The sequence below is a fragment of the Oceanicella actignis genome (genome assembly GCF_900111545.1).
Taxonomy (GTDB): domain Bacteria; phylum Pseudomonadota; class Alphaproteobacteria; order Rhodobacterales; family Rhodobacteraceae; genus Oceanicella; species Oceanicella actignis.
Genome location: NZ_FOHL01000008.1, coordinates 109170 through 132347, shown reverse-complemented (window position 1 = coordinate 132347; position 23178 = coordinate 109170). Strand labels below are relative to the sequence as shown.

The window sequence follows — 23178 nt, the reverse complement described above, 5'->3', positions numbered from 1 at the left end:
GCGCCCCCTTCTCTACTCGATCACGCAGATCGCGCGCGGCACGTCGGCAAGGGGCTCGGCCGCGCCGGTTTCGCGGATCAGGATGGTTTCGGTGATCGCGACGCCCCAGCCATCGGCCCAGATGCCGGGCATGAAATGAAAGGTCATGCCGGGCTTCAACTCGGTTTCGTCCGAACGGCGGAAGGAAATCGTGCGTTCGCCCCAGTCCGGCGGATAGCCCAGCCCCACCGAATAGCCGCAGCGCGAATCCTTCGCGATCCCCGCCCGCTCGAAGACGGCGAAGAGCGCCGCGGCCACGTCGCAGGCGCGATTGCCCGCCCGCGCGGCCTCGATCCCGGCGGCGAGCCCATCCAGCAGCGCGGCTTCGGCGTTCAGGACATGCGCGGGCGGCTTGCCCAGATGGATCGTCCGGCACAGCGGCGCGTGGTAGCGCCGATGACAGCCGGCGATCTCGAAATAGGTCGCTTCGCCCTTTCGCAACGGCTTGTCGTTCCAGGTCAGATGCGAGGTCGAGGCCTCTTCGCCCGACGGCACGATCGGCGCGATCGCCGGATAATCGCCGCCGAAGGCGTCCGTTCCGACGATGCCCGCGCGCACCAGATCGCCCACCAGCTCGTTCTTTCTCAGCCCCGGGCGGGCGCGCGCGAAGATGACGTCATACATGGACTCGACGATCCGCGCCGCCTTGCGCATGAAGGCGATCTCCTGCGCCGACTTGACGCTGCGCAGCCAGTTCACCAACCCGCCGGCGTCCACGAAGCGCGCGTCGGGCAAGCCGCGCCTGAGGGCCGCGAAGGCGGCGGCCGGGAACTGGAAGCAGTCCATCTCGACGCCGATGCGCCCCTTGTCCCAGCCCTCGGCCGCGATCAGGCGCGAAAGATCCTCCATCGGGTGGCGTTCGCGCGACTGCACGAAGTCGTCGGCGTAGGCGCGGATGTTGTCGTCGGCAAGCCAGGTGGTCAGGCGCGCGCCGTTTTCGTCGATCCCGCGGCCCCACCAGATCGGGTCGCCGTCCATGGGAACGATCACGCCCTGGTGCACGTAGAAGGACCAGCCGTCATAGCCCGTCAGCCAGGCCATGTTGGCCGGATCGACGACGATCAGCAGATCGATGCCGCGCGCCGCCATCGACGCGCGGGTCCGCGCCAGACGGTCGGCGTATTCCTCAAGGCCGAAAGGAAGGGCGCGTTGGAGCATGGCCAACTCCGCGGAAGGGCCTTTTGACGGTAGGATCGAACGATGGGCGCGGTCAACAGACATGCGCGCCTCGCCCGGCGCGATCGGCGCCGCCGCCTCTGTCCTGCATGTCGAGGACTTCGCCTTCGACGGCATGCGGACCGCGCCGCCGCAAGCCTTCGCCTGCTCGCGACCGCCATCGAGGCCCATGAGGAGATTGCGCTTGGGTGGGCGTTGCGGCCCCCCTGCCCTTCTCCGCGACCGCCCGGATCGGGCGCTTCCTTGCCGCCGCCGATGCGCGGACCGAGCCAAGCAAGCGCAGGCGCCGCCTGGCGGCCTCGCGCCGGCCATGTCGGATCAGGGCCGCCTTGCCGCCAAGGAGATCTTCGCCCGGCGCACGCGCCATGCGGCCTTCGGCGCCCGTTTCATGCGGGCCGTCCGCGCCCTGACCGACGCCGACCGCGCGCGATCCCGACATCGGATCTCTGCCCCGTGAGGCCGCCGTCGCCGGCCGGAGGCGCAGGCGCGCAAGGCATCGTCGGCTCCGCCGTCGCCTCGTGGAAAATGCCGCCATCGGCGGCCGCGGCGTTCATGCCGAAGCGGATGCGCCGCATGGGCGCGGCGGCGATCCCTTTTCGCTTTTGATCCTGCGCGAGCCGGCACAACGTTCCGCCGCAACCATGCCGATCGTTCGCCACAACTCGCCAAAGGACCGACATGACCCTGCCCGCCACGATGAAAACCGTCCTTCTGACCGGCCATGGCGGCCTCGAGAAGCTGGTCTATCGCGAGGACGTCCCCGTGCCGCGGCCGGGACCCGGCGAGGTGCTGATCCGCGTGCGCGCCTCGGCCGTGAACAACACCGACGTGAACACGAGGACGGGCTGGTATTCCAAGGCCGTGCGCGGCGACACGAATTCCGCCGCAACGACGGGCTGCGGCGGCGCGTCGGACGCCGATGGCGCCTGGTCGGGCGCTCTTTCGTTTCCCCGCATCCAGGGCGCGGATTGTTGCGGCGAGATCGTCGCGGTGGGCGAAGGCGTCGACGCCGGCCGCGTGGGCCAACGGGTGCTGGTCCGCCCCATCCACCGCCCAGCCGGCAGCGAGGATCCCCATGCGCTTCATACCTTCGGCTCGGAGCGCGACGGCGCCTTCGCGCAGTTCACGGTCATCGAGACCGAGCATGCCGTGGCGATCGACAGCCCGCTGACGGACGTCGAGCTGGCCTCCTTTCCCTGCGCGTTCTCGACCGCCGAGGGCACAATCCAGCGCGCCGATCTCGGGCCCGAAAGGGTTCTGATCACCGGCGCTTCCGGCGGGGTGGGATCGGCGGCGATCCAGCTGGCCAAACGGCGCGGCGCCCATGTGACCGCGGTCACCTCCCCGTCGAAGGCCGAGGCCCTGCGCGAACTTGGCGCCGACGCCATACTGGGGCGCGAGGACGCGCTTCCTACGGACTCATTCGATGTGGTGCTCGACCTGGTGGGCGGGCCGCGCTGGCCCGAACTGCTCGAGGCGCTGAGGGTGCGGGGGCGCTATGTGACCTCCGGGGCCATCGCCGGGCCGATCGTCGAGCTGGACCTGCGGACGCTGTATCTGAAGGATCAGACCCTGATCGGCAGCACCCGGCAGGACCCGCGGGTCTTCACCGATCTGGTCGCCTATGTCGAACGCGGCGAAATTCGCCCGGTTGTGGGCGACGTCCATCCATTGTCCAAGATCCGAAGCGCGCAGGAGGCGTTTCTGAAGAAAGGCCATATCGGAAAGATCGCCCTCTCGATTCCCTAGGGACGGCGGCGGCTTGCGAAAACGCCCCGAAGGGCCCGCACGGGCGTTGCGGACGGGCGAATTGCTGGAAGGCCGAGCGCAACGCCGGTTCCCTCGGCCATCGACCAGCCAACGCGCCATGGCCCCCTGACGCGCCCGGCCCGATCGCGCATGCGACCCGGCGCCGATCGCCGCCGCGTGGCACGGCCACCGCCTTGGCGCCGATGCGCAAGGCGCTGGCAAGGACGCGCCGCCTTGGCCGCGGGCGGGCTTGGACAGGGCGCCGGCGCCGAACCGCTATGGCCTCCGCCCTCCTCATGAGCGATGGCCCATCGCGCCTCCCTGCCCTGGCCGCGCGCCGCAGCCGAGACGACGAAGGCGCGATCTTCGCCTTCGAGGCGCATTGCGGCCGATGCGGCGGCGGCAGGCGCGCCCCGCCATCCGCCGCGGGCTGCGCGCGTCACCCTCCGGCCAGCGGCGGCGCGGCGTCGGCGCGCCAGGCGGCCCATGCCTCGGGCGTGTCCAGGTCGATGCGCGCGCCATGGCCCGGCGTGCGCACGGCCAGGACGAAATCGGCGTTCTCGCGCAGGACCTCGCGCGCGCCCTCGTCCCCCGTCAGCCGCGACAGGCTTTCGAAGAAGCGGCGGCCGAACAGCACCGGATGGCCGGGGCGGCCGTCCTCGTCGGCCGCGCGCACGATCGCCCGCCCCTCGTCGGGATCGAAGGCGGCGATGAGCGCGTTCATGTGCGCCGGCCCGATCTCGGGCATGTCCGCAAGCGCCAGCGCAACCGCGTCGGCGTCGGGGCGCAGCGCGCGCAGCCCGGCCCGGATCGACGAGGCCATGCCCTCGGCCGCCACCGGGTTCTCGACGATGCGCACGTCCAATCCCTCCAGCGCCTTGCGTCGCGCCTCGTCCTCGGGGCGCAGGACCACGATCGTCTCGTCCGCGTCCGAATCGAGCATCGCGCGCACGATGCGCCGCAAGAGGGGCTCGGCGCCGACGCGCTCGAGCAGCTTGTCGCGCCCGCCCATGCGCCGCCCCGCCCCGGCCGCCAGCACCACCGCCGAGACCACCGGCCGCGCCGCCGCGCGCGCGCCGCCCGCGCGCGGCTGCGGGCGCGAGGGGATCTCCTTCAAGAGCCCCCCGACCCCCATGCGCGCGATGTCCTCGGCGCCGATGGGCACGGCGCAGACCAGCCGCTCGAGCACCCAGTCGGCCCCGTTGAGCGCGGGCGCGCGCACGCAGCCCGGCAGGCCCAGCGCCGGCCGGCCGTCGGCCAGGCGCGCCAGGAACAGCAGGTTGCCCGGATCAACCGGCATGCCGAAACGCTCGATCTCGCCGCCCACGGCCTCGACGGCGGCGGGGCCCACGTCGCGCCGGTCCGAGGTGGCCGAGCCGCCCAGGATCAGCGCCAGCTCGCCGCGCGCGGCGCGCAGCGCCTCGGCCAGGGGCGCGACCTCGTGCGGAACGCTCGTCACCTCCAGCTCGCTCACCCCAAGCGCCGCAAGGCGCCGGCGCACCGCCTCTGCGCCCTTGCCGATCAGGCTTTCCTTCATGCCCGGCGTGCGCGTCAGGATCAGCGAGGCCGAGCCGATGCGCGGCGGATGCAGCCGCAGCGCCCCGCCCCCACCAAGCGCGGCGCAGGCCGCCTCGACCGCCGCGCGCGGGGCGGCGTAGGGAATGATCTTGACCGTCGCCACCATCTGCCGCGGCTCGACCCGCGTCATGTCGGGCAAGGTCGCGACGGTGACCGATTCATGCACGGCGTTGAGCGCGTGGATGCGCGCCGCATCCACCCGCAGCACGCCGCCCGTGAGCGCGTAAAGGTTCGCCCGCCCGGTGAAGGGCGCCGAGACGCTCAGCCCCGCCGCGGTCGGATTGGGCGCAAGCGCCGCGGCCACGCGCGCGGCGGCGGCGTCCTCGGGCATGTCCTCGGGGCCAAGCCGCGCGGCCACGACCCGTTCGTGGCCCGCCGCGCGCAAGGCGGCCAGGTCGTCGTCGCTCAGCGGCGCCCCCTTGCGCAGGCGCCGGCCGCCCACATTCATCGAATGGGCCAGGATGCAGCCCCGCGCCTGGTCAAGCGGTATCGGGCCGAATTGCACGCCCGCCCTCCTATGCCGTCTCGGCCGGGGCGGGCGCGCGCGCGGCGCCCTCGGGGCCGGACGCATGCGCCGCGCCGGGCCGGGTGTGCGGGCGGCGCAGGCGCTCGGTCGCCTGGGCCAGCGCCGCGACGGCGATCTCGGCCGGGGTGCGCGCGCCCACGTCAAGGCCCACGGGCGCGTCGATGCGTGCGATCTCGTCATCCGAGAAGCCCGCCGCGCGCAGGCGCTCGACGCGCTTGGCATGGGTTTTGCGCGAGCCGAGGCAGCCCAGATAGAACACATCCGAGCGCAGCGCGCGGCGGATCGCGGGATCGTCCAGCTTGGGATCGTGCGTCAGCGTCACCACCGCCGTGCGCGCATCGAGCCCCAGCGCGTCGATCGCCTCGTCGGGCCAGGCGCGCACGATCCGCTCGCCCGGAAAGCGGGCCTCGGCGGCGAAGGCGTCGCGCGGGTCGATCAGGGTCACGTCATAGCCGGCCAGCCGCGCCATCGGCGCCAGGGCCTGGGCGATGTGCACCGCGCCGACCACGATCATGCGCAGCGGCGGGTTGTGGATGTTGATGAACCACTCCTCGCCCTCGACGACGGCGAAGCCCGAGCGGTCGGCGCGCATCCCCTCGCGCACCGCCTCGCCCAGCGGCGTGCCGCAGGCCGCGTCGAGCAGAAGGCGGCTCCAGTCCGAAGGGGCCACCACATAGGCGATCGGCCGGCGCGCCGCCCGCGCCGCGGCCAGATCGCGCAGCAGCGCCGCGTCGGGCCCCTGCCCCACGCCGATCGGCTCGACCAGAACGCGGATCGTTCCGCCGCAGGCCAGGCCGACGGCGAAGGCGTCCTCGTCCGAGACGCCGAACTCCAGCACCCGGCAGCGGCCGTCCTGCATGGCCTCGAGCGCCTCGGCCGCGACCGCCCCCTCGACGCAGCCGCCCGAGACCGAGCCCATCAGCTCGGCCTCGGAAGAGACGGCCAGCTGGCTGCCCACCGGGCGCGGCGCGCTGCCCCAGGTCTCGATCACGGTGGCCAGCGCGGCGCCCTTGCCGGCGTCGATCCAGCCCAGCGCCGCTTCGATGATGTCGTCATGGCTGGCGGACATTGGCCCGATCCTCGCGTTGCGGCGCGCATCCTTGCGCCCACCTTCACTATGGCCCCGGCGCCGAGCCGTTTCCACCCCTCACAAAGGCCGATGGCGCGCGGGCCGCGATCAGTCCTGCAGCAGCTTCATCAGCCGCCGCTTGTCGCCCTGGTCGTCGGCGCGCGTCAGCGCGTCGGCAAGGTCGGTCAGGCTGTCGAGATTGTGGCAGGCGCGGAAGCTGTCCACATGCGGCAGCAGCGCACGCACGCCGCCGGCCTTGGGCGCAAAGCCCTCCCAGCGCAGCAGCGGGTTGAGCCAGATCAGCTTGCGGCACGACAGGCGCAGCCGCTCGGCCTCGCGCGCCAGGCGGTCGGGATCGTCGCGGTCCAGCCCGTCGGTGATCAGCAGCACCACCGCCCCCTGCCCCAGAACGCGGCGCGACCAGTCGCGGTTGAAGGCGTGCAGACACTCGCCGATGCGCGTGCCGCCCTCCCAATCCCGGGCCTCGGCGCCGGCGGCGTTCAGCGCCGCGTCCACGTCGCGCTGGCGCAGGTGGCGGGTGATGTTGGTCAGCCGCGTGCCGAAGGTGAAGCTGTGCACCTTGGCCCAGCCGGCGCCGCGCGCGTTCGAGGCCGCGTGGAGAAAGTGCAGCAACATGCGGCTGTAGGAGGACATCGAGCCCGAGATGTCGCACAGCGCCACCAGATTGGGCCAGCGCGTGCGGCGCGCGCGCATCTTCAGCGCGCGCACGTCGCCGCCATGGCGCATCGCGTCGCGCATGGTCGCGCGCCAGTCGGGCCCGCGCCCGCGCGCCGAGGGCCGCGTGCGCCGCGAGGCCAGCGGCTTGACCGGCAGTTCGAGCCGCGCGATGGCCGCGCGCGCGCGCGCCTGCTCGGCGGCGGTCATCTGCTCGAAATCCATCTGCCGCAGCTTCTCGTCGGCCGAGAAGGTCAGGCGCGCGTCGATCTGGATCTCGGCCTCGTCCTTCTCATCGACGGCCGGCGGCGGCGGCGCCTCGGCGCCGGCCAGCAGCGCCTCGGCGGCGCGGCGCTCGGCGTCCCTGGGCTTGTGCGGCTCGGCCGCCCCGCGGACCATGGGCATGAGCAGCGACATCATGTGCTCGAGAAACTGCGGGTCGCGCCAGAACAGGCGGAAGGTCTGCGCGAAGACCTGTCGGTGCTCGGGGCGGCTGACGAAGCAGGCGTGCAGCGTCCAGAAGAAATCGGCGCGGCTCGAGAAGCCCGCCGCCTCGACGGCGCGCACCGCGTCCACCACGCGGCCCGGCCCCACCGGCACGCCCGCCGCGCGCAGCGCCCGCGCGAAATGCAGGATGTTGTGCGCCAGCTTGCCGTCCTCGGGCAGCGGCAGATCCGCGTAGGTCGCCACTTACGCCGGCTCCAGCTTGCGCTTGGCCTCGTCCAGCAGGCGCTGCGCCTCGGATCCCTGGATCCTGGCGATGTCGTCCTGATACTTGAGGATCGTGCCCAGCGTGTCCGAGATGACCTGCGGGCTCAGCGCCACCACGTCCAGCGCCACCAGCGCCTTGGCCCAGTCGATGGTCTCGGCCACGCCGGGCTTCTTGAACAGATCCTCGGTGCGCAGCGTCTGGATGAAGGCCACCACCTGGCGCGACAGCTCTTCCTGCGCCTCGGGCGCGCGGGCGCGCAGGATCTGCAGCTCGCGCTCGAAATCGGGATAGTCCACCCAGTGATAAAGGCAGCGTCGCTTGAGCGCGTCGTGGATCTCGCGCGTGCGGTTCGAGGTCAGGATGACGATGGGCGGCGTCTCGGCCTTGATCGTGCCCAGCTCGGGGATCGTGACCTGGAAATCCGACAGCGCCTCGAGCAGGAAGGCCTCGAAGGGCTCGTCCGTGCGGTCGAGCTCGTCGATCAGCAGCACCGGCGCGCCGCCCGGCTGCGGGCGCATGGCCTGAAGCAGCGGCCGCTCGATCAGGAACCGGGACGAGAACAGCTCTTCGGTCAGCGCCTCGCGATCCTCGGTCCCCACCGCCTCGGCGGTGCGGATGGCGACCATCTGCGCGGGAAAGTTCCACTCGTAGACCGCCGAGGCCGCATCCAGCCCCTCGTAGCACTGCAGGCGGATGAGCCGGCGCTCGAGCGCCGCCGACAGGGCCTTGGCGATCTCGGTCTTGCCCACGCCCGCCTCGCCCTCGAGCAGGAGCGGCCGCCCCAGCTTCAGCGCCAGGAACACCACGGTGCTCAGCGCCCGGTCGGCGACGTAGCCGACCTCGGCCAGCATGCGCTGGGTTTCGTCGATCGAGGCGGGAAGTGCGGCGGCCTTGGTCACGGCGGGCTCCTTGTTCATGCGTGCACACAATGGAAGGGCTTGCCGGCGCAAAATCAACCCCTGCCAAGGCGCCGGTCGACGTCAGAGCATGAGCGCGCCCGCAAGCCCCAGGAAGGCGAAGAAGCCCACCACGTCCGTCACCGTGGTGACGAAGGTGCCCGAGGCCAGGGCCGGGTCGGCGCCCAGCTTGTCGAGCCCGATCGGGATCAGGATGCCCGCCAGCGCCGCCGCCACCAGGTTGATGACCATCGCCGCCGCCAGCACCAGCCCCAGCGTCGGATCGCCATACCAGATCAGCCCCACCCCCGAGACGATGACCGCGAAGGCAAGGCCGTTGGCCAGGCCCACCAGCGCCTCGCGGCGAATGATTCGCCATGCGTTAGCCGGCGTCAGGTCGCGCGTGGCCAGCGCGCGCACCGCCACCGTCAGCGTCTGCGTGCCCGCGTTGCCGCCCATCGAGGCGACGATGGGCATGAGCACCGCCAGCGCCACGATCTGCTCGATCACCCGGTCGAACTGCGCGATCACGATCGAGGCGAGAATGGCCGTGAGTAGGTTGACGAACAGCCACGGAAAGCGCGCCTTGGCGGTTTCGAACACGCTGTCGGACAGCTCCTCGTCGCCGACGCCGGCTAGCAGCTTGAGGTCCTCCTCGGCCTCATCGTCGATCAGCTCGGCCGCGTCCTCGAACTCGATCACGCCCACAAGGCGGCCGTCCGCATCGACCACCGGCGCGGTCAGCATGCGGTATTTCTGGAAGGCGTAGGCCACGTCCTCGACCGAGGTGTCGGCCCTGAGGACGTGCATCTCCTCGCGCTTGATGTCCTCGAGGCGGGTCGCGCGCGGGGCGGCCATGATGCGCGACAGCGGCACCAGGCCCACCGGCTCGACCTTGGGATCGATCAGAACCACGTCGTGGAAATCGTCGGGCAGCTCCTCGGCCTCGCGCATGGCGTCGATCATCTGCCCGACCGTCCAGAAGGGCGGCGCGGTGACGATCTCGTGCCGCGCAAGGCGGCCGGCCGTGTCCTCGGGATAGGTCAGCGACTTCTCGACCGCCACGCGCTCGACCGGGTCCAGCGCCTGCAGGACGCGCGCCTTCTCGTCCTCGTCCAGATCCTCGACCAGGTAGACGACGTCGTCGGCGTCCAGCTCCTTGACCGCGGCGGCCAGATCCTCGGGCGCCATGGCCTCGAGCACCTCGTCGCGCACGCCCTCTTCCAGCTCGGTCAGGGCGTAGGGGTCCAGATCGCGGCCCAGCACGCGCACCAGCATCGCGCGCTCGTCCGCGTCCAGCTGCTCGAGCAGGTCGGCAAGGTCGGCCTCGTGCAGCGGCTCGACCAGTTCCAGAACGCGCTCGCGCGCGCCCTGCTCCAGCGCCTCGCGCACCGCCTGGACAAGATCGGCGTCAAGCTCGAAGGCCGAGGCGCCCTCGTGGTCCTGCGCGTCGTCGGCTGCCATGGTCCGGTCCTTTCGTCGTTGTGCGGGGCGGTGGAGAATCGGACGGCGCCGCGGCGCCGGGCCGCTTCGCGCCGACCACGGATAACGCAGCCCGGCCCCTCTTGAAAAGCGCGCGCGCCGCCCCAGGGGCGGATTTACACGACTGCAAGGGCGCGCCGGTCATGTTATCGGTCGAAAGGGCGGTTCGCTGGGGCGCGCCGATCGCGCCCGAAGCGCAAGGGGAGATGCGGAACATGAACGGTGAGCGGATGGCAAGCGACCGGCGGGCCGCGCCGGGCGCGGTCCTGGCGGAGCTGTCGCCCGGCGAGCTGCTCGACAGGATGACGATTCACGAGCTGCGCGCCGCGCGCCTGCCCGGCGCCGCCCAGCGCGCCGTGGCCGGGCGCCGGCTGGCCGCGCTGACCGAGGCGCGCCACGCCGCCCTGCCCGACACGCCCGAGATCGAGGCGCTGATCGCCGAGCTGCGCGAGGTGAACGAGGATCTGTGGGAGCTGGAGAACGACCTGCGCGCCTTCGACGCGCGCGGCGATTTCGGAGCCGGCTTCGTGGCCCTGGCGCGCGCCGCGCTGGCGCTGCGCGACCGGCGCGCCGAGCTGATCCGGCGCGCCGACGAACTGGCCGGCGCCGGCCCCGGCATCGGCAAGTTCTACCGCGGCTGAGCGCGCCGCGCGCGCGCCAGCGCATCCTCGATCTGGGCCGCCAGCGCAACCCGCTCTTCGGGGCTGAGAAAGCCGCCAAGCTCGATCACGCGGCCGCCCCCTTCCAGCGTCAGGTAATTCTCGGGGCGCCCCTCGGGGTGCAGGCGCAGCTTGACCCAGTAGGGATTGGCGCTCCAGCGCAGCACGCGCCCGTCGGGCTCGCGGCGCTCGACCTCGATCAGCTCGGGCCACAGGCGCAACGTCTCGGTCAGCCGCCCGTCGCGGTAGTTGCGCCGGATCATCAGCCACAGCAGCGCCAGCGCGCCCAGCGCGAAGGGCGCCAGCCCCGCCGCCACGGGCGTGCCCGCCAGCGGGATGAAGGGCAGCGCCATCATCGCCGCCGCGCCCCCCATCACCCAGCGGAAGCCGCGGGACGAGAGCGAGCGGTTGGGCCACAGCCGCGCCTCGTAAAGCGGGGGGTCCTGACGGCGAACGGCCGGGGAATCCCCGGCCGCCGCATGAATTGGGCTCTGTCGCGCCATGGCGTCAGTGCGCGTGCTGCTTGTCCCACATGTCGGGGGTGGGCAGCGTCTCGAAGGTGTGCTCGGGCGGCGGGTTGGGCAGCGTCCACTCGAGCGTGTCGGCATGCTCGCCCCAATAGGCCTTCTCGGTCACCCGCTTGCCGTAGAACACGGTGTAGATGACGACGCCGAAGAAGAACACGAAGGACAGGCCCGACAGGAAGGCGCCGTAGGAAGACACCTCGTTCCACAGGGCGTAGGCCTCGGGGTAGTCGATGTAGCGGCGCGGCATGCCGTCCCGGCCCAGGAAGTGCTGCGGGAAGAAGGTCAGGTTCGCGCCGATGAACATCAGCCAGAAGTGCAGCTTGCCGGCCCATTCCGGATACTGGCGGCCCGACATCTTGCCGATCCAGTAGTAGATGCCGGCGAAGATGCAGAACACCGCGCCCAGGCTCATCACGTAGTGGAAGTGGGCCACCACGTAGTAGGTGTCGTGATAGTAGCGGTCCACGCCCGCCTGGCTGAGCACCACGCCCGTCACGCCGCCGACGGTGAACAGGAACAGGAAGCCCATGGCGAAGAGCATGGGCGTCTTGAAGCTGATCGAGCCGCCCCACATGGTCGCGATCCACGAGAAGATCTTGATGCCCGTGGGCACGGCGATGACCATGGTCGCCAGCATGAAGTAGGCCTGCTGGGTGTGGCTCATGCCGACGGTGTACATGTGGTGCGCCCACACGACGAAGCCCAGCACGCCGATCGCCACCATCGCGTAGACCATCGCCAGGTAGCCGAAGATCGGCTTCTTCGAGAAGGTCGAGATCACGTGGCTGATGACGCCGAAGCCCGGCACGATGATCATGTAGACCTCGGGGTGGCCGAAGAACCACAACAGGTGCTGATACAGGATCGGATCGCCGCCGCCCGCCGGGTCGAAGAAGGTGGTGCCGAAATTGCGGTCCGTCAGCAGCATGGTGATGGCGCCGGCCAGAACGGGCAGCGACAGCAGGATCAGCCAGGCGGTGACGAAGATCGACCAGGCGAAGAGCGGCGTCTTGTGCAGCGTCATGCCCGGGGCGCGCATGTTCAGGAAGGTGGTGATCATGTTGATCGCCCCCAGGATCGACGAGGCGCCCGAGACGTGCACCGCGAAGATCGCCAGATCCATCGAGTAGCCGCCCTCAAGCGTGGACAGCGGCGCATACAGCACCCAGCCCACGCCCGAGCCCAGCTGGTCGTTGCCGCCGGGGCTGACCACCGACAGCACCGCCAGGGTCGAGCCGGCGACGTACATCCAGTAGCTGAGGTTGTTCATGCGCGGGAACGCCATGTCCGGCGCGCCGATCATCAGCGGCATGAAGTAGTTGCCGAAGCCGCCGAAAAGCGCCGGGATCACCACGAAGAACATCATCAGGATGCCGTGCGCGGTGATCATCACGTTCCACAGGTGGCCGTTCGGGGTCACCCCGTCTTCCATCAGCATGTACTGCACGCCCGGCTCCATGAGCTCGAGCCGCATGTACATGGTGAACGCCACCGAGATCAGCCCCAGCACCGCCGAGGTGATCAGGTAAAGAATTCCGATGTCCTTGTGGTTCGTCGATAGGAACCAGCGCGTGAAGAACCCCGGCCTGGGGTGTTCGTCATGCGCATGAACCGCTGCGTCGGCCATGTCTGCACTCCTGCCGCATCTGAACGTGCACGCCCCGACGCCGGGCGGCGGCGGGGCTTCGTGGTCTGGGTTTAACCGCCCGCAGGGTTTCGGACAACAACCGTTCGCATCCGAAACCCTTCATGCGGCCAAAGGCCCCGCCCGCCTCGGGGCGGGGCCGGCCGGCGTCACTTGGCGACCGAGGCCAGATAGGCCGCGATGTCCTCGCCGCCCTTGCTGAGCTTGAACGACATCTTCGACTTGGCCGACTTGTCGCCCAGATACTCCTGAAGGAAGCCCTTGGGGTCCGCCACATACTGGGCCAGCAGCGCCTCGTCCCAGACCAGGCCCTTCTCGCCCGCGGCCTTCAGATCGTCGCCATAGCGGAAGCCCTCGACCGAGCCCGCCTTGCGCCCGATCACGCCGTAAAGGTTGGGGCCGGTCTTGCCGCCCTTCTGGATCACCTCGTCCCCATTGGAGATGGCGTGGCAGGCCTTGCACTTCTTGTACAGCTTCTCGCCCGCGGCGGGGTCGCCGGCCAGAGCGGCCGTGCCGAGCGAGGCCGAAAGCGCGAGGCCCGCCAGGGCGGTCAGAACGCGAAAGCTCATCTGTCTCTCCTTGTCGGCCGGCGCCGCGCGGGCGCCGGGGCTGGTTTCGATATTCGTTGCGCCAAAGAATGATAACGCGGCGCGCGAAAAATGGCAGGGACGTTTCGTCACGCCTCGGCGCCGAACACCTGCGCGAAGGCGTCGCGCAGGGCCATGTCCACCTCGGCCATGCCGACGCACACGCCCAGGTCCCAAAGGCTGGTCACCCCGTGGCCGCGGATGCCGCAGGGCACGATGCCCTCGAAATGCGACAGGTCCGGGTCCACGTTCAGCGCCGCCCCGTGATACGAGACCCAGCGGCGCAGGCGCACGCCGATGGCGGCGATCTTGTCCTCGGCCGGGGCGCCGTCGGGGCCGGGCGCCTTGTCGGGCCGGCGCACCCACACGCCGACGCGGCCCTCGCGCCGCTCTCCGACCACGTTGAAGGCGGCGAGGGTGCGAATCAGCCACTCCTCCAGCGACCAGACGAATCGGCGCACGTCGCGCCCGCGCCGGTCGAGGTCCAGCATCGCATAGGCCACCCGCTGGCCCGGCCCGTGATAGGTGTATTGGCCCCCGCGGCGCACCTGGTGCACCGGAAAACGGTCCGGGGCGATCAGATCCTCGGGGCGGGCGCTGGTCCCGGCGGTGTAGAGCGGCGGATGCTCGAGCAGCCACACGCATTCGGGCGCGCCCCGATCCCGAATCGCCGCGGCGCGCGCCTCCATGAATTCCAGCGCCTCCTGATAGGGAACCGGCTCGTCAGATATGCGCCACTCGACCATCTCGTCCCCTTCGCGCGGCCCCCGCAGCCTCCATGCGTGCTAGCCCCCGCGCGGGCGCGATTCAAGACCGCGCGGAAAATGCCCGCAAGGCGCGGCGCGCCTCTTCACAAAGCCGAGTCGCCTTGATATATCGCGCCCCACGGCACGATGCGGTCGTGGCGGAATTGGTAGACGCGCAGCGTTGAGGTCGCTGTGGGGTAAAACCCGTGGAAGTTCGAGTCTTCTCGACCGCACCATCTCCCGCAAGGCGGGAAACCCGTGAAAACGCCCCGCTTCGGGGCGTTTTTGCTTTTCACTCGAACCAATGCGAGGGCGCCCGCCGATGAACCGGCCGACGCAAAGCTGGGACGTCGTCATTCTGGGCGCAGGCGCGGCGGGAATGATGTGCGCGATCGAGGCGGCGCGGCGCGGCCGGCGCACGCTGGCGCTGGATCACGCCCGCGCCCCGGGCGAGAAGATCCGCATCTCGGGCGGCGGGCGCTGCAACTTCACGAATCTCAACGCCGCGCCGCACGCCTATCTGTCCGAGAACCCGCGCTTTTGCGTCTCGGCGCTGCGCCGCTTCACCGCCCGCGACTTCGTCGCGCGCGTCAACCGGCGCGGCATCCCCTGGCACGAGAAGAAGCTGGGCCAGCTGTTCTGCGACCGCAGCGCGCGCGACATCGTCGCGATGCTGACCGACGACATGCGCGAGGCCGGCGCCGAGCTGCGCCTTGGCGCGCAGGTCGGCGACGCGCGGGCGGTCGAGGGCGGCTTCGTCCTGCAGGTCGACGGGCAGGAGCTGCGCGCGCGGCGCCTGGTGCTGGCCTGCGGCGGCAAGTCGATCCCCAAGATGGGCGCCACCGATTTCGCCCTGCGCCTGGCGCGGCGCTTCGGGCTGCGCGTCACGCCCACGCGGCCGGGGCTGGTTCCGCTGACCTTCGATGCCGCCGCGCTGGCCCGGACGGCGCCCCTGTCCGGGGTCTCGGTCGAGGCCGAGGCCGCCTGCGGCAAGACCGCCTTTCGCGAGGCGCTGCTCTTCACCCATCGCGGCCTCAGCGGCCCGGCGATCCTGCAGATCTCGTCCTACTGGCGCGAGGGCGACGCGCTGCGCATCGACCTCGCCCCCGGCGCCGAGCTGTTCGACGCGCTGCGCCAGGCCCGCGCGCAGGGCGGGCGGCGCAGCGCCGCGGCGGTCCTGGCCGAGCACATGCCCCGCCGCCTTGCGCGCTTCGTCGCCGAAGGCGCCGGCCTGGCCGAGGCGCCGCTCGCCGCCCTGCCCGACCGCAGCCTGCGCGCGCTGGCCGAGGCGGTCCACGCCTGGCGCGTCAAGCCGGTCGGCTCGGAAGGCTGGCGCACGGCCGAGGTGATGCTGGGCGGCGTCGACACCCGCGATCTCGACTCGCGCACCATGGAGGCGCGCGCCGTCCCCGGCCTGCATGTGATCGGCGAGGCGGCCGACGTCACCGGCTGGCTGGGCGGCTACAACTTTCAGTGGGCCTGGTCCAGCGGCTGGGCCGCGGGCCAGGCCGTGTGAGGGCGATCGGCCGGGGGGCGCCTGGCCACGCGCGATCGCCCGAGGGCGACTGGCCAAGCGCGACTGGCCGAGGGCGACAGGTCGGGGCGACGGCCCGAGGCGGCGAGGGCGCGAAGGCGCCGGCCGCGCCCGCCCGCGCAGCCAGCCCCGCAGTCAGCCGCGCGCGCGCGCCGCGCCGGGGGCGGCCCCCTCTTCCGCCTCGGCCGAGGGCTCGGACGCCGGCGGCAGCGCGCCCGCGGCCGGACGGCCGGGCAGCGCGTCGGGAAGCTCGTCGTAATCGAGGCCGAGCGATTTCTGCGTGCGCGCGCCCAGCTCCTTGAGCTTGTCGATCTGCCCCAGCGCATTGCCGCGGCCGCGCGCCAGCTTGTCCAGCGCCTGCCCATGCGCCGCCTGCGCCTTGTCCAGATGCGCGCCGACCTTCTTCAGATCCTCGACGAAGCCGGCCAGCTTGTCGTAGAGCAGCCCGGCGCGGCGGGCGATCTCGTCCGCGTTGCGGTTGCGCCGCTCGGCCTGCCAGACGTTCTCGACCGTTCGCAGCGTCATCATCAGCGTGGTGGGCGTGGCGATCATCACGTGCTTTTCCGCCGCGTAGGCGGTCAGGTCGGGGCGCGCGCGCAACGCCTCGGCCAGCGCCCCCTCGACGGGCATGAACATCACCACGTAATTCGCCGCGCCATCGTCCAGCGCGTGGTATTCCTTGGACGAGAGCAGATCCACATGCCGGCGGATCGAGGCCGCGTGCGCGTCCAGCGCCTTCTTGCGCTCGGCCTCGTCCTCGGCCGACATGGCGCGCTCATAGGCCAGCAGCGAAACCTTGCTGTCGATCACCAGGCGCCGGTCGCCGGGCAGCAGCACCACCACGTCCGGGCGCAGGGCGCGGCCCTCGTCGTCGCGATGGCCGGGCTGGAGCAGGTATTCCTCGCCCTCGCGCAGACCCGAGCGTTCGAGCAGCGAGGACAGCACCATCTCGCCCCAGGCGCCGGCGGCGCGGTTGTCGCCCTTGAGCGCGCGGGCCAGGTTCTCGGCCTCTTTCGACACCTTTTCCGAACGCGCGGTCAGCGAGCGGATCTCGGCGGCGAGGGCCGCGCGCTCCTTGGCGGCGTCGCCATGGGCCTCGCGCAGCTGCTTCTCGAAGGCGCCCAGATTCTGCCGCAGCGGCGCCAGCACGGCCTCGAGGCGCTCCTGATGCGCGCGCGTCAGATCCTCGCCCTGGGCGCGCACCACCTGCTCGGCCAGCAGCTTGAACTCCTTGGTCATGGCGTCGCGCGCCTGCTGCAGCAGGGTCAGCTTTTCCTGCGCGGCAAGGCGCTCCTGCTCGGCGGCGGCGCGCTGGGCGGCCAGCTCGCGCCGCGCCGCCTCGAGCTCGGCGCGCAGCTCGTCGACGCGGGTCTCGGCGGCGGCCAGGCGCTCGGCCAGCTCGGCGCGGCGCTGGGCCTGGTCGGCTTCGGCGCGCGCGCGCTCTTCGGTCAGCCGCTCGACCGCGGCGGCGGCGGCGGCGGCCTCGGCGCGCGACTCGCTCAGCCTTTCGCGCAGCTCGGCGGCCTCGGTCTCGGCCTGCGCCAGGCGGCGCAGCTCGGCCTGCGCGACCTCATGCGCGGCCTCGAGCTGGCCGAGCCGCGCGCGCAGCTCGCCCGGCTCGTTCGCGCGCCCGCGCGCCCAGAACAGCGCGGCCAGCAGGCCGAGAAGGGCGAGAATGGTGACGAGAACAAGAACTTCCTGCATATTTCAGAGCCTTGAGGGACGAACTTCAGAAAATCCCGGCGTCACTCCCGATACTCGGGCGGCGGGGGCGCGGGTTCGGCCCCCCATGGCGCCGCGACCACGGCCGAGATCGCGTTCTTGGGCGAGCCGTCGATCAGCCGGTCGGAATATGTCAGATATACCAGCGTATTGCGCGCCGGATCGTAGAATCGCACCACCTGCAGCGTCTTGAAGACCAGCGAGGTGCGCTTGCGGAACACCTGCTCGCCCGCCTCGAGCGGCGCAAGATAGCGGATCGGCCCCGTCTGACGGCAGGCGATCGAGGCGTCCGAGGTGTCCTCGGCCACGCCCAGCGCGCCGGACAGCCCGCCCTTGCGCGCGCGCGAGACGAAGCAGCTGACCCCCTGGACCTTGGGATCGTCGAAGGCCTCGACCACCACCTTGTGATTGGGCCCGATCAGCTTGAAGGCGGTCGAGACCTCGCCGATCTGCTCGGCGCGCGCGCCCGCGGCGGCGCAGGTCAGGGCGGCGAGGGCAAGAGCGGCGCGACGCATGGCAAGGCCTCCCGGCTGCGGACGCCCGGCAGCGGCGCCCGCCCCGGTTGAAGCAGAGGCGCGGTCCCGAGGCAAGGGGCGCCGCGCGCCCCGGCTCGCCCGCGCCGGCGCCCGCGCCCGGGATGTCGCGCAAGAGCGCGTCGGCGCGACGAAAAGGGGCGCAGCCGAAGCCGCGCCCCTGCATCCGATGGCCGCCTGTTCGGGCCGTCAGCGCTTCGAGAACTGGAAGCTGCGGCGGGCCTTGCGCTTGCCATACTTCTTGCGCTCGACCACGCGCGGGTCGCGGGTCAGGAAGCCCGCGGCCTTGAGCGCGGGGCGCAGCGCCGGGTCATACAGCGACAGCGCCTTCGAGATGCCGTGCTTGACCGCGCCGGCCTGGCCCGACAGGCCGCCGCCCTTGACGGTGGCCATCACGTCGAACTGGCCGTCCACATTGGCCACCTGGAAGGCCTGGCGGATGACCATCTGCAGCACCGGGCGCGCGAAATAGACGTCCATGGGCTTGCCGTTGACCACCACCTTGCCCGAGCCGGGGCGGACCCAGACGCGGGCCACGGCGTCCTTGCGCTTGCCGGTGGCGTAGGAGCGGCCCAGCTCGTCGCGCACGGGCTCGCGCGGGGTCGGAGCGGCCTGGGCCGGGGCCTCGGCGCCGGCGACGGCGTCCTTCAGCTCGTCGAGCGATTTGATCTCGTCGGTCATGTTCAGGCGCTCCGGGTGTTCTTCTTGTTGAGGGACTTCACGTCCAGAACTTCGGGCTGCTGAGCCTCGTGCGGATGCTCGGCGCCCGCGTAGATGCGCAGGTTGGTCAGCTGCTTGCGCGACAGCGGGCCGCCCGGCAGCATGCGCTGCACGGCCTTGAAGAGCACGCGCTCGGGGTGCGCGCCCTCGAGGATCTGGGCCGCGGTGCGCGACTTGATGCCGCCCGGGTGCCCGGTGTGCCAGTAGTAGGTCTTGTTGGCGCGCTTGACGCCCGTCAGCTGCACCTTGTCGGCGTTGATGACGATGACGTTGTCGCCCATGTCCATGTGCGGCGTGAAGCTGGGCTTGTGCTTGCCGCGCAGACGCATGGCGATGATCGAGGCCAGACGCCCCAGGACAACGCCCTCCGCGTCGATGACGACCCACTTCTTCTCGATGTCGGCCGGCTTGGCGGAATAGGTTTTCATGGTCTTTCCGTCCATTGGGTTTGGGCGCGAGCGCCCGCGAAACGATCGAGGGCGCCGCCTGCTTGGCCAGCCGCGCCCGGATGGCGTCGTTGTAAGGATTTCGAGGCGCAAGTCAATCGCGTTCGCCGCGGTTTTTCGCCCGTGATTCAATGGCTTGACATGTGGGGTATTGAATTACCCCACATTTTCGCCGCGCCGTGGCGGAATCGCGTAGGTCAGCGCCGCATGCGCCGCCGGTTCGGACGCGCCCTCGGACCAGATCGTGGCGTCGCCCACGCTCAGGAGCTTGCCCAGCTTGAGGATGCGCGCCTCGCAGACAAGCGCGCCCGGCGCCGGCTTGCGCATGAAGTTGATCGAGCAGTTCGTCGTCACCGTCAGCGCCACGCGCCCGATCATGGCCAGCGTGACCACATAGAAGGCGCAGTCGGCCAGGGTGAACAGCGTCGGCCCCGAAACCGTGCCGCCCGGGCGCAGATGCTCGGGGCCGGTAAGCATGCGCACGCGCGCGCGCATGGGCGCGATCTCGTCGATCTCGAACAGATGGGCGGTCTGGGGAAAGACCTCGATCAGATAGTCCTTCACCTCGGCGGCGGTCATCGCGGGCTGGCGCATGGGCGGCCTCCTTGCGGGGTCGTTGGGCGTTCCATCTGGCGCAAGCGCGGCGCGCGGCGCAAGCCCCCGCCGTTCCGCAGGCCGGAACATCGTTACGCAATCTTCATGACAGCGCGCGCGCCGCCGCGCTAACCTGTCGCGGCGGCGCCGCCCCGGCGCGCCGCCACTCAGGAGGAGAAACGCCATGACCATCAAACTGCGCGCAGGCGCGCGCGCCGCCGCGCTCGGCGCCGCGCTGGCCGTCGCCCAAGGAGCCGCCCCCGCCGCGGCCGCCGAGGACATGACCGCAAGCCACGACAACCGCATCGACCTGATCCGCCCCGACGCGCCCGAACTGGCCGCCCCCGGCCCCTTCCGCATCGGCGTGCGCACGCTGAACGTGGTCAATCCGGGCCAGCTCGACATCCTCAACGTCAAGGAGGGGGCGCGCCCCACCTATGACCGCCCGCTGACGCTCGAGGTCTGGTATCCGGCCGCCGACGACGCGCCCCAGGGCGGAACCTACGACGTCATCCTGCGCGACGGCGAACGCCATGCCATCATCCGCGGCCGCGCGGCGCGCGACGCCGCCCCCTCGGACAAGGGCCCCTTCCCGGTGGTGATCGTCTCGCACGGCTACCCGGGCAACCGCTACCTGCTCGGCCACCTGGCCGAGAACCTGGCGACCAAGGGCTATGTCGTTGTCTCGATCGACCACACCGACAGCATGTATCACGACAAGGCCGCCTTCGGCTCGACGCTGGTCAACCGCCCCCTCGATCAGAAGTTCGCGCTGGACGAGATCGCGCGCCGCGCGGCGGGCGACGGGTTCCTGGCCGGGCTGGCCGATGCGGACAACGCCGGCCTGGTGGGCTATTCGATGGGCGCCTACGGCGCGGTCATCAGCGCCGGCGGCGGCGTGGCGCAGACCGGCATCGACCATGCCTGGGGCGCGCCCGACGGCACGCTGGCCATCCACAAGGCCGGCTCGCAAAGCCACGAGGCGCTGATCGACCCGCGCCTGAAGGCCGTGATCGCCATCGCCCCATGGGGCTGGAACTACGGCTTCTGGGACGATGCGGGCCTGGCAGGGGTGCGCAAGCCGATCCTTTACGTCGCCGGCTCGGCCGACGACGTGTCGGGCTACGATCCCGGGGTCAAGACCATGTTCGAACGCTCGACCGGCGCGGATCGCTGGCTGCTGACCTTCCAGAACGCCAACCACAACGCCGCCGCCCCCATGCCCGCCCCGATCGAGAGCTGGGAGCCCTCGGACAAGATCGACTTCCCGCCCTTCGATCACTACGCCGACGCGGTCTGGGACACGGTGCGCATGAACAACATCCTGCAGCACTTCGCCACCGCGTGGTTCGACTGGCGGCTAAAGGGCGACGAAGGCCGCGCCGCCTATCTGGACCTGGTCCCCGTCGCCGCCGAGGGCGTCTGGGCGCTGGACGAAGAGGGCAAGCCCAAGCCCGAGCACAGCTACTGGAAGGGTTTTCGCAAGCGCACCGCCGTCGGGCTGGAGCTGCGACACCTGGCCAAGGGCGCGCGCTGAGCGCGCCGTCCGCCGGAAACCCGAGGCTGCGGGCCGCCATCCGATGGATGGCGGCCTTTTCCGACTGAAACGCTACGACATGCCTTGTCATTTCCGATTGTTTTGATATGGATTTGCCCCGCGATTCCCGCGCAAGAACGAACGGAGCATTCCCATGACCCGCGCATCCCTTCTCGCCCTGCTCGCCCTCGCCCCCGCGACCGCGCTGGCCTCTGGCCCGGGCGAAAGGCGCCCCGAAGGCCCCGCATATCTCGAGGGCGGCGTGCTGACCTACGAGGTGTTCGAAAGCGCCGTCGAACACGCCGACCTCGACTCCTGCCCCGCCGAATTCGACCCCGAGGCCGTGTTCTGCCGCCTGACCCTGGCCGCCGACGGCGCGAACGTGTTCGTCTTCTCGCTCGAGGGCGACCAGCCGCTGCTGGCGGTCAAGCGCTACGAGCTGAACGACGGCTTCCTGCCCTTCTGATCCGCGTTCCCTCCGAGGCGGGCGCGCGCTAGGCTGCGCGCGCCCACAAGGAGGACAGGGATGACCATACTCATTCGCGAAGACGAGGGCGGCGTCGCCACGCTCACCCTCAACCGCCCCGAGGCCCTCAACGCCCTCAGCGAGGCCATGCTGACCGCGCTGCAGGCCCAGCTCGACGCCATCGCCGTCGATCCCAAGGTGCGCGTCGTGATCATCCGCGGCGCCGGCAAGGCCTTCTGCGCCGGCCATGACCTGCGCGAGATGCAGGCCGCGCGCCAGGCCCCCGACGGCGGCCGCGCCTACTACAACGCGCTGTTCGCCCAGTGCGCGCGCATGATGACCTCGATCACCCGCCTGCCCCAGCCCGTCATCGCCGAGGTCCACGGCATCGCCACCGCCGCAGGCTGCCAGCTGGTCGCCACATGCGATCTGGCCGTGGCGGCGCAGACGGCGCGCTTCGGGGTCAACGGGGTGAATATCGGGCTGTTCTGCTCGACCCCCATGGTCGCGCTGACGCGCAACGTGCCCGCAAAGAAGGCGTTCGAGATGCTGGTGACGGGCGAGTTCATCGACGCGGAAGAGGCGCGGCGCATCGGCCTGATCAACCGCATCGCCCCCGAGGGCGAGCAGGGCGCGGCGGCGCGCGCGCTGGCCGAGGTCATAGCCGCCAAGCTGCCGGTGGCCGTGCGCACGGGCAAGTCGGCCTTCTACACCCAGGCCGAGATGCCGCTCGAGGCCGCCTACGCCTATGCCGGACGCGTGATGGCCGAGAACATGATCCATCGCGACACGGCCGAGGGCGTCGAGGCCTTCCTGCAGAAGCGGCCGCCGCAATGGCCCGCGTGATCCGCGCCGCGGCGCTGGCCGCGGTCATGGCGGCGGCGGCGGGCGGCGCTGGGGCCGCGCCCGCCATCGTCGTCGCCGAAGGCGGGCTGAAGGCGCGCATCGACGCGACCGACACGCTGGCCGGGGCGCCCGATCTGATGGCGTTGCTCGACGAGGAAAACGCCGCCATCCTGGCCGAGGCGCGCGCCCGCGCCGCCGAGCCCGGCGCCGCCCCAATCAGCCTGCGCATCACGCTTGCGCCCGCGCATGTCGGCCCGCGCTTCGCCTCGGCGCTGCGGACGGTCGCGCTGCAGCCCGCCGCCGGCCCGGCCGAGCTGTTTCTCGACCCGATCAGCTGGGACCGCGCGACGGGGCGCATCCTCCGCCTCGACGCGCTGCTCGCGCCCGGACGGCCCCTGCGCGAGGGGCTGGCGCGGGCGTCGCAATCGCTGCGTGCGGCCCTGGGCGCCCTGCCCGACGTCGCGCCGCAGGCGCTCGACGCGGCCACGGTTCCCGACGCGGCCGTGCTTCAGGCCTTCACCCTGGCGCCGTCCGACGCGCCGGGGCGCATCGGCGGGCTGATCTTTCACTTCGCGCCGGGCGAACTTGGCCCGGACGCGGCGGCGCGCCAGGTCGCGATCCCGCAGGCCGTCCTCGGCCCATGGCTGCGGCCCGAGCTGCGCGCGCTGTTCGCCGGCGCGCCGACGCGCGACCCGCGCTGAGCGCGGCGCGCCG

At 71.4% G+C, this 23178-nt stretch carries 22 protein-coding genes and 1 tRNA gene; 8 read left to right on the top strand and 15 right to left on the bottom strand.

The window, feature by feature from the left end:
* Positions 1-12 precede the first annotated feature (12 nt).
* Positions 13-1197: a M24 family metallopeptidase gene (locus BMW67_RS12665; protein ID WP_091764253.1), complete on the bottom strand. Its 1185-nt coding sequence runs from the start codon at positions 1195-1197 to the stop codon at positions 13-15.
* 696 nt (positions 1198-1893) lie between these two features.
* On the opposite strand from BMW67_RS12665, the gene BMW67_RS12660 reads away from it, so the two are divergent.
* Complete coding sequence (locus BMW67_RS12660; protein WP_072747912.1) at positions 1894-2964, top strand: alcohol dehydrogenase family protein; 1071 nt, start codon at positions 1894-1896, stop codon at positions 2962-2964.
* Between the two features lie 439 nt (positions 2965-3403).
* Here BMW67_RS12660 and BMW67_RS16245 read toward each other — a convergent pair whose 3' ends face one another.
* The 5 genes from BMW67_RS16245 to mgtE form a co-directional block, all read right to left on the bottom strand.
* Positions 3404-5047, bottom strand: coding sequence for an NTP transferase domain-containing protein (locus BMW67_RS16245; RefSeq protein WP_072747911.1), 1644 nt, complete (start codon positions 5045-5047; stop codon positions 3404-3406).
* A gap of 10 nt (positions 5048-5057) precedes the next feature.
* Positions 5058-6137: an XdhC family protein gene (locus tag BMW67_RS12650; protein WP_072747910.1), complete on the bottom strand. Its 1080-nt coding sequence runs from the start codon at positions 6135-6137 to the stop codon at positions 5058-5060.
* 108 nt (positions 6138-6245) lie between these two features.
* The gene (locus tag BMW67_RS12645) at positions 6246-7502 is read right to left on the bottom strand and encodes a vWA domain-containing protein (RefSeq protein ID WP_072747909.1); all 1257 of its coding nucleotides are present in this window, start codon (positions 7500-7502) and stop codon (positions 6246-6248) included.
* Positions 7503-8375: an AAA family ATPase gene (locus BMW67_RS12640; protein ID WP_245728528.1), complete on the bottom strand. Its 873-nt coding sequence runs from the start codon at positions 8373-8375 to the stop codon at positions 7503-7505. It lies immediately after the preceding gene.
* Positions 8376-8504: 129 nt separating this feature from the next.
* A complete protein-coding gene (gene mgtE / locus BMW67_RS12635; RefSeq protein WP_072747907.1) occupies positions 8505-9884 on the bottom strand; it encodes a magnesium transporter in 1380 nt (459 codons plus the stop codon).
* A 233-nt stretch (positions 9885-10117) separates the two neighbouring features.
* Between mgtE and BMW67_RS12630 the strand changes: the two genes are divergently transcribed.
* Positions 10118-10543, top strand: coding sequence for a hypothetical protein (locus BMW67_RS12630; RefSeq protein WP_125459043.1), 426 nt, complete (start codon positions 10118-10120; stop codon positions 10541-10543).
* Here the strand turns inward: BMW67_RS12630 and BMW67_RS12625 are convergent.
* The 4 genes from BMW67_RS12625 to lipB form a co-directional block, all read right to left on the bottom strand.
* Complete coding sequence (locus BMW67_RS12625) at positions 10531-11064, bottom strand: DUF2244 domain-containing protein (RefSeq protein ID WP_072747905.1); 534 nt, start codon at positions 11062-11064, stop codon at positions 10531-10533. The two genes, BMW67_RS12630 and BMW67_RS12625, sit on opposite strands and share 13 nt — an antisense overlap.
* Before the next feature lie 4 nt (positions 11065-11068).
* Positions 11069-12715, bottom strand: coding sequence for a cytochrome c oxidase subunit I (ctaD, locus tag BMW67_RS12620; RefSeq protein WP_072747904.1), 1647 nt, complete (start codon positions 12713-12715; stop codon positions 11069-11071).
* Between the two features lie 167 nt (positions 12716-12882).
* Positions 12883-13302, bottom strand: a complete 420-nt coding sequence (locus tag BMW67_RS12615) for a c-type cytochrome (RefSeq protein ID WP_072747903.1) — start codon at positions 13300-13302, stop codon at positions 12883-12885.
* 107 nt (positions 13303-13409) lie between these two features.
* Positions 13410-14066, bottom strand: a complete 657-nt coding sequence (gene lipB, locus BMW67_RS12610) for a lipoyl(octanoyl) transferase LipB (protein WP_072747902.1) — start codon at positions 14064-14066, stop codon at positions 13410-13412.
* Positions 14067-14215: 149 nt separating this feature from the next.
* On the opposite strand from lipB, the gene BMW67_RS12605 reads away from it, so the two are divergent.
* Positions 14216-14302 (top strand) — tRNA-Leu (locus tag BMW67_RS12605).
* Positions 14303-14388: 86 nt separating this feature from the next.
* Positions 14389-15582 (top strand): BaiN/RdsA family NAD(P)/FAD-dependent oxidoreductase, encoded by a 1194-nt coding sequence (locus BMW67_RS12600; RefSeq protein ID WP_072747901.1) that lies wholly within the window; start codon positions 14389-14391, stop codon positions 15580-15582.
* A gap of 153 nt (positions 15583-15735) precedes the next feature.
* Here the strand turns inward: BMW67_RS12600 and BMW67_RS12595 are convergent, their stop codons facing one another.
* From BMW67_RS12595 to BMW67_RS12575, 5 genes are all read right to left on the bottom strand, one after another.
* On the bottom strand, positions 15736-17304 hold the full coding sequence (locus tag BMW67_RS12595; protein ID WP_072747900.1) for a DNA recombination protein RmuC: 1569 nt from the start codon (positions 17302-17304) through the stop codon (positions 15736-15738).
* A gap of 41 nt (positions 17305-17345) precedes the next feature.
* Entirely contained in the window at positions 17346-17837 is a 492-nt protein-coding gene (locus BMW67_RS12590; protein ID WP_072747899.1) for a CreA family protein, read from the bottom strand.
* A gap of 207 nt (positions 17838-18044) precedes the next feature.
* Complete coding sequence (rpsI, locus tag BMW67_RS12585) at positions 18045-18536, bottom strand: 30S ribosomal protein S9 (protein ID WP_072747898.1); 492 nt, start codon at positions 18534-18536, stop codon at positions 18045-18047.
* Between the two features lie 2 nt (positions 18537-18538).
* Positions 18539-19003, bottom strand: a complete 465-nt coding sequence (rplM, locus tag BMW67_RS12580) for a 50S ribosomal protein L13 (protein ID WP_072747897.1) — start codon at positions 19001-19003, stop codon at positions 18539-18541.
* Positions 19004-19177: 174 nt separating this feature from the next.
* A complete protein-coding gene (locus tag BMW67_RS12575; protein WP_177174512.1) occupies positions 19178-19615 on the bottom strand; it encodes a PaaI family thioesterase in 438 nt (145 codons plus the stop codon).
* Between the two features lie 184 nt (positions 19616-19799).
* Between BMW67_RS12575 and BMW67_RS12570 the strand changes: the two genes are divergently transcribed.
* The 4 genes from BMW67_RS12570 to BMW67_RS12555 all read left to right on the top strand — a co-directional run bounded on the left by BMW67_RS12570 (position 19800) and on the right by BMW67_RS12555 (position 23165).
* Positions 19800-21152, top strand: coding sequence for an alpha/beta hydrolase family protein (locus BMW67_RS12570; RefSeq protein ID WP_072747896.1), 1353 nt, complete (start codon positions 19800-19802; stop codon positions 21150-21152).
* 154 nt (positions 21153-21306) lie between these two features.
* Positions 21307-21618, top strand: coding sequence for a hypothetical protein (locus BMW67_RS12565; RefSeq protein WP_072747895.1), 312 nt, complete (start codon positions 21307-21309; stop codon positions 21616-21618).
* Between the two features lie 60 nt (positions 21619-21678).
* Positions 21679-22464, top strand: a complete 786-nt coding sequence (locus BMW67_RS12560; RefSeq protein WP_072747894.1) for an enoyl-CoA hydratase — start codon at positions 21679-21681, stop codon at positions 22462-22464.
* Entirely contained in the window at positions 22452-23165 is a 714-nt protein-coding gene (locus BMW67_RS12555; protein ID WP_072747893.1) for an RsiV family protein, read from the top strand. Before BMW67_RS12560 ends, BMW67_RS12555 begins: the two co-directional genes overlap by 13 nt.
* Positions 23166-23178 lie beyond the last annotated feature (13 nt).

Coding starts and splice junctions, on each gene's coding strand:
- BMW67_RS12665 (WP_091764253.1), bottom strand. CDS start 1,197: ATGCTCCAACGCGCCCTTCCTTTCGGCCTTGAGGAATACGCCGACCGT.
- BMW67_RS12660 (WP_072747912.1), top strand. CDS start 1,894: ATGACCCTGCCCGCCACGATGAAAACCGTCCTTCTGACCGGCCATGGC.
- BMW67_RS12650 (WP_072747910.1), bottom strand. CDS start 6,137: ATGTCCGCCAGCCATGACGACATCATCGAAGCGGCGCTGGGCTGGATC.
- BMW67_RS12640 (WP_245728528.1), bottom strand. CDS start 8,375: ATGCTGGCCGAGGTCGGCTACGTCGCCGACCGGGCGCTGAGCACCGTG.
- mgtE (WP_072747907.1), bottom strand. CDS start 9,884: ATGGCAGCCGACGACGCGCAGGACCACGAGGGCGCCTCGGCCTTCGAG.
- BMW67_RS12630 (WP_125459043.1), top strand. CDS start 10,118: ATGAACGGTGAGCGGATGGCAAGCGACCGGCGGGCCGCGCCGGGCGCG.
- BMW67_RS12625 (WP_072747905.1), bottom strand. CDS start 11,064: ATGGCGCGACAGAGCCCAATTCATGCGGCGGCCGGGGATTCCCCGGCC.
- ctaD (WP_072747904.1), bottom strand. CDS start 12,715: ATGGCCGACGCAGCGGTTCATGCGCATGACGAACACCCCAGGCCGGGG.
- BMW67_RS12615 (WP_072747903.1), bottom strand. CDS start 13,302: ATGAGCTTTCGCGTTCTGACCGCCCTGGCGGGCCTCGCGCTTTCGGCC.
- lipB (WP_072747902.1), bottom strand. CDS start 14,066: ATGGTCGAGTGGCGCATATCTGACGAGCCGGTTCCCTATCAGGAGGCG.
- BMW67_RS12600 (WP_072747901.1), top strand. CDS start 14,389: ATGAACCGGCCGACGCAAAGCTGGGACGTCGTCATTCTGGGCGCAGGC.
- BMW67_RS12595 (WP_072747900.1), bottom strand. CDS start 17,304: ATGCAGGAAGTTCTTGTTCTCGTCACCATTCTCGCCCTTCTCGGCCTG.
- BMW67_RS12590 (WP_072747899.1), bottom strand. CDS start 17,837: ATGCGTCGCGCCGCTCTTGCCCTCGCCGCCCTGACCTGCGCCGCCGCG.
- rpsI (WP_072747898.1), bottom strand. CDS start 18,536: ATGACCGACGAGATCAAATCGCTCGACGAGCTGAAGGACGCCGTCGCC.
- rplM (WP_072747897.1), bottom strand. CDS start 19,003: ATGAAAACCTATTCCGCCAAGCCGGCCGACATCGAGAAGAAGTGGGTC.
- BMW67_RS12575 (WP_177174512.1), bottom strand. CDS start 19,615: ATGCGCCAGCCCGCGATGACCGCCGCCGAGGTGAAGGACTATCTGATC.
- BMW67_RS12570 (WP_072747896.1), top strand. CDS start 19,800: ATGACCATCAAACTGCGCGCAGGCGCGCGCGCCGCCGCGCTCGGCGCC.
- BMW67_RS12565 (WP_072747895.1), top strand. CDS start 21,307: ATGACCCGCGCATCCCTTCTCGCCCTGCTCGCCCTCGCCCCCGCGACC.
- BMW67_RS12560 (WP_072747894.1), top strand. CDS start 21,679: ATGACCATACTCATTCGCGAAGACGAGGGCGGCGTCGCCACGCTCACC.
- BMW67_RS12555 (WP_072747893.1), top strand. CDS start 22,452: ATGGCCCGCGTGATCCGCGCCGCGGCGCTGGCCGCGGTCATGGCGGCG.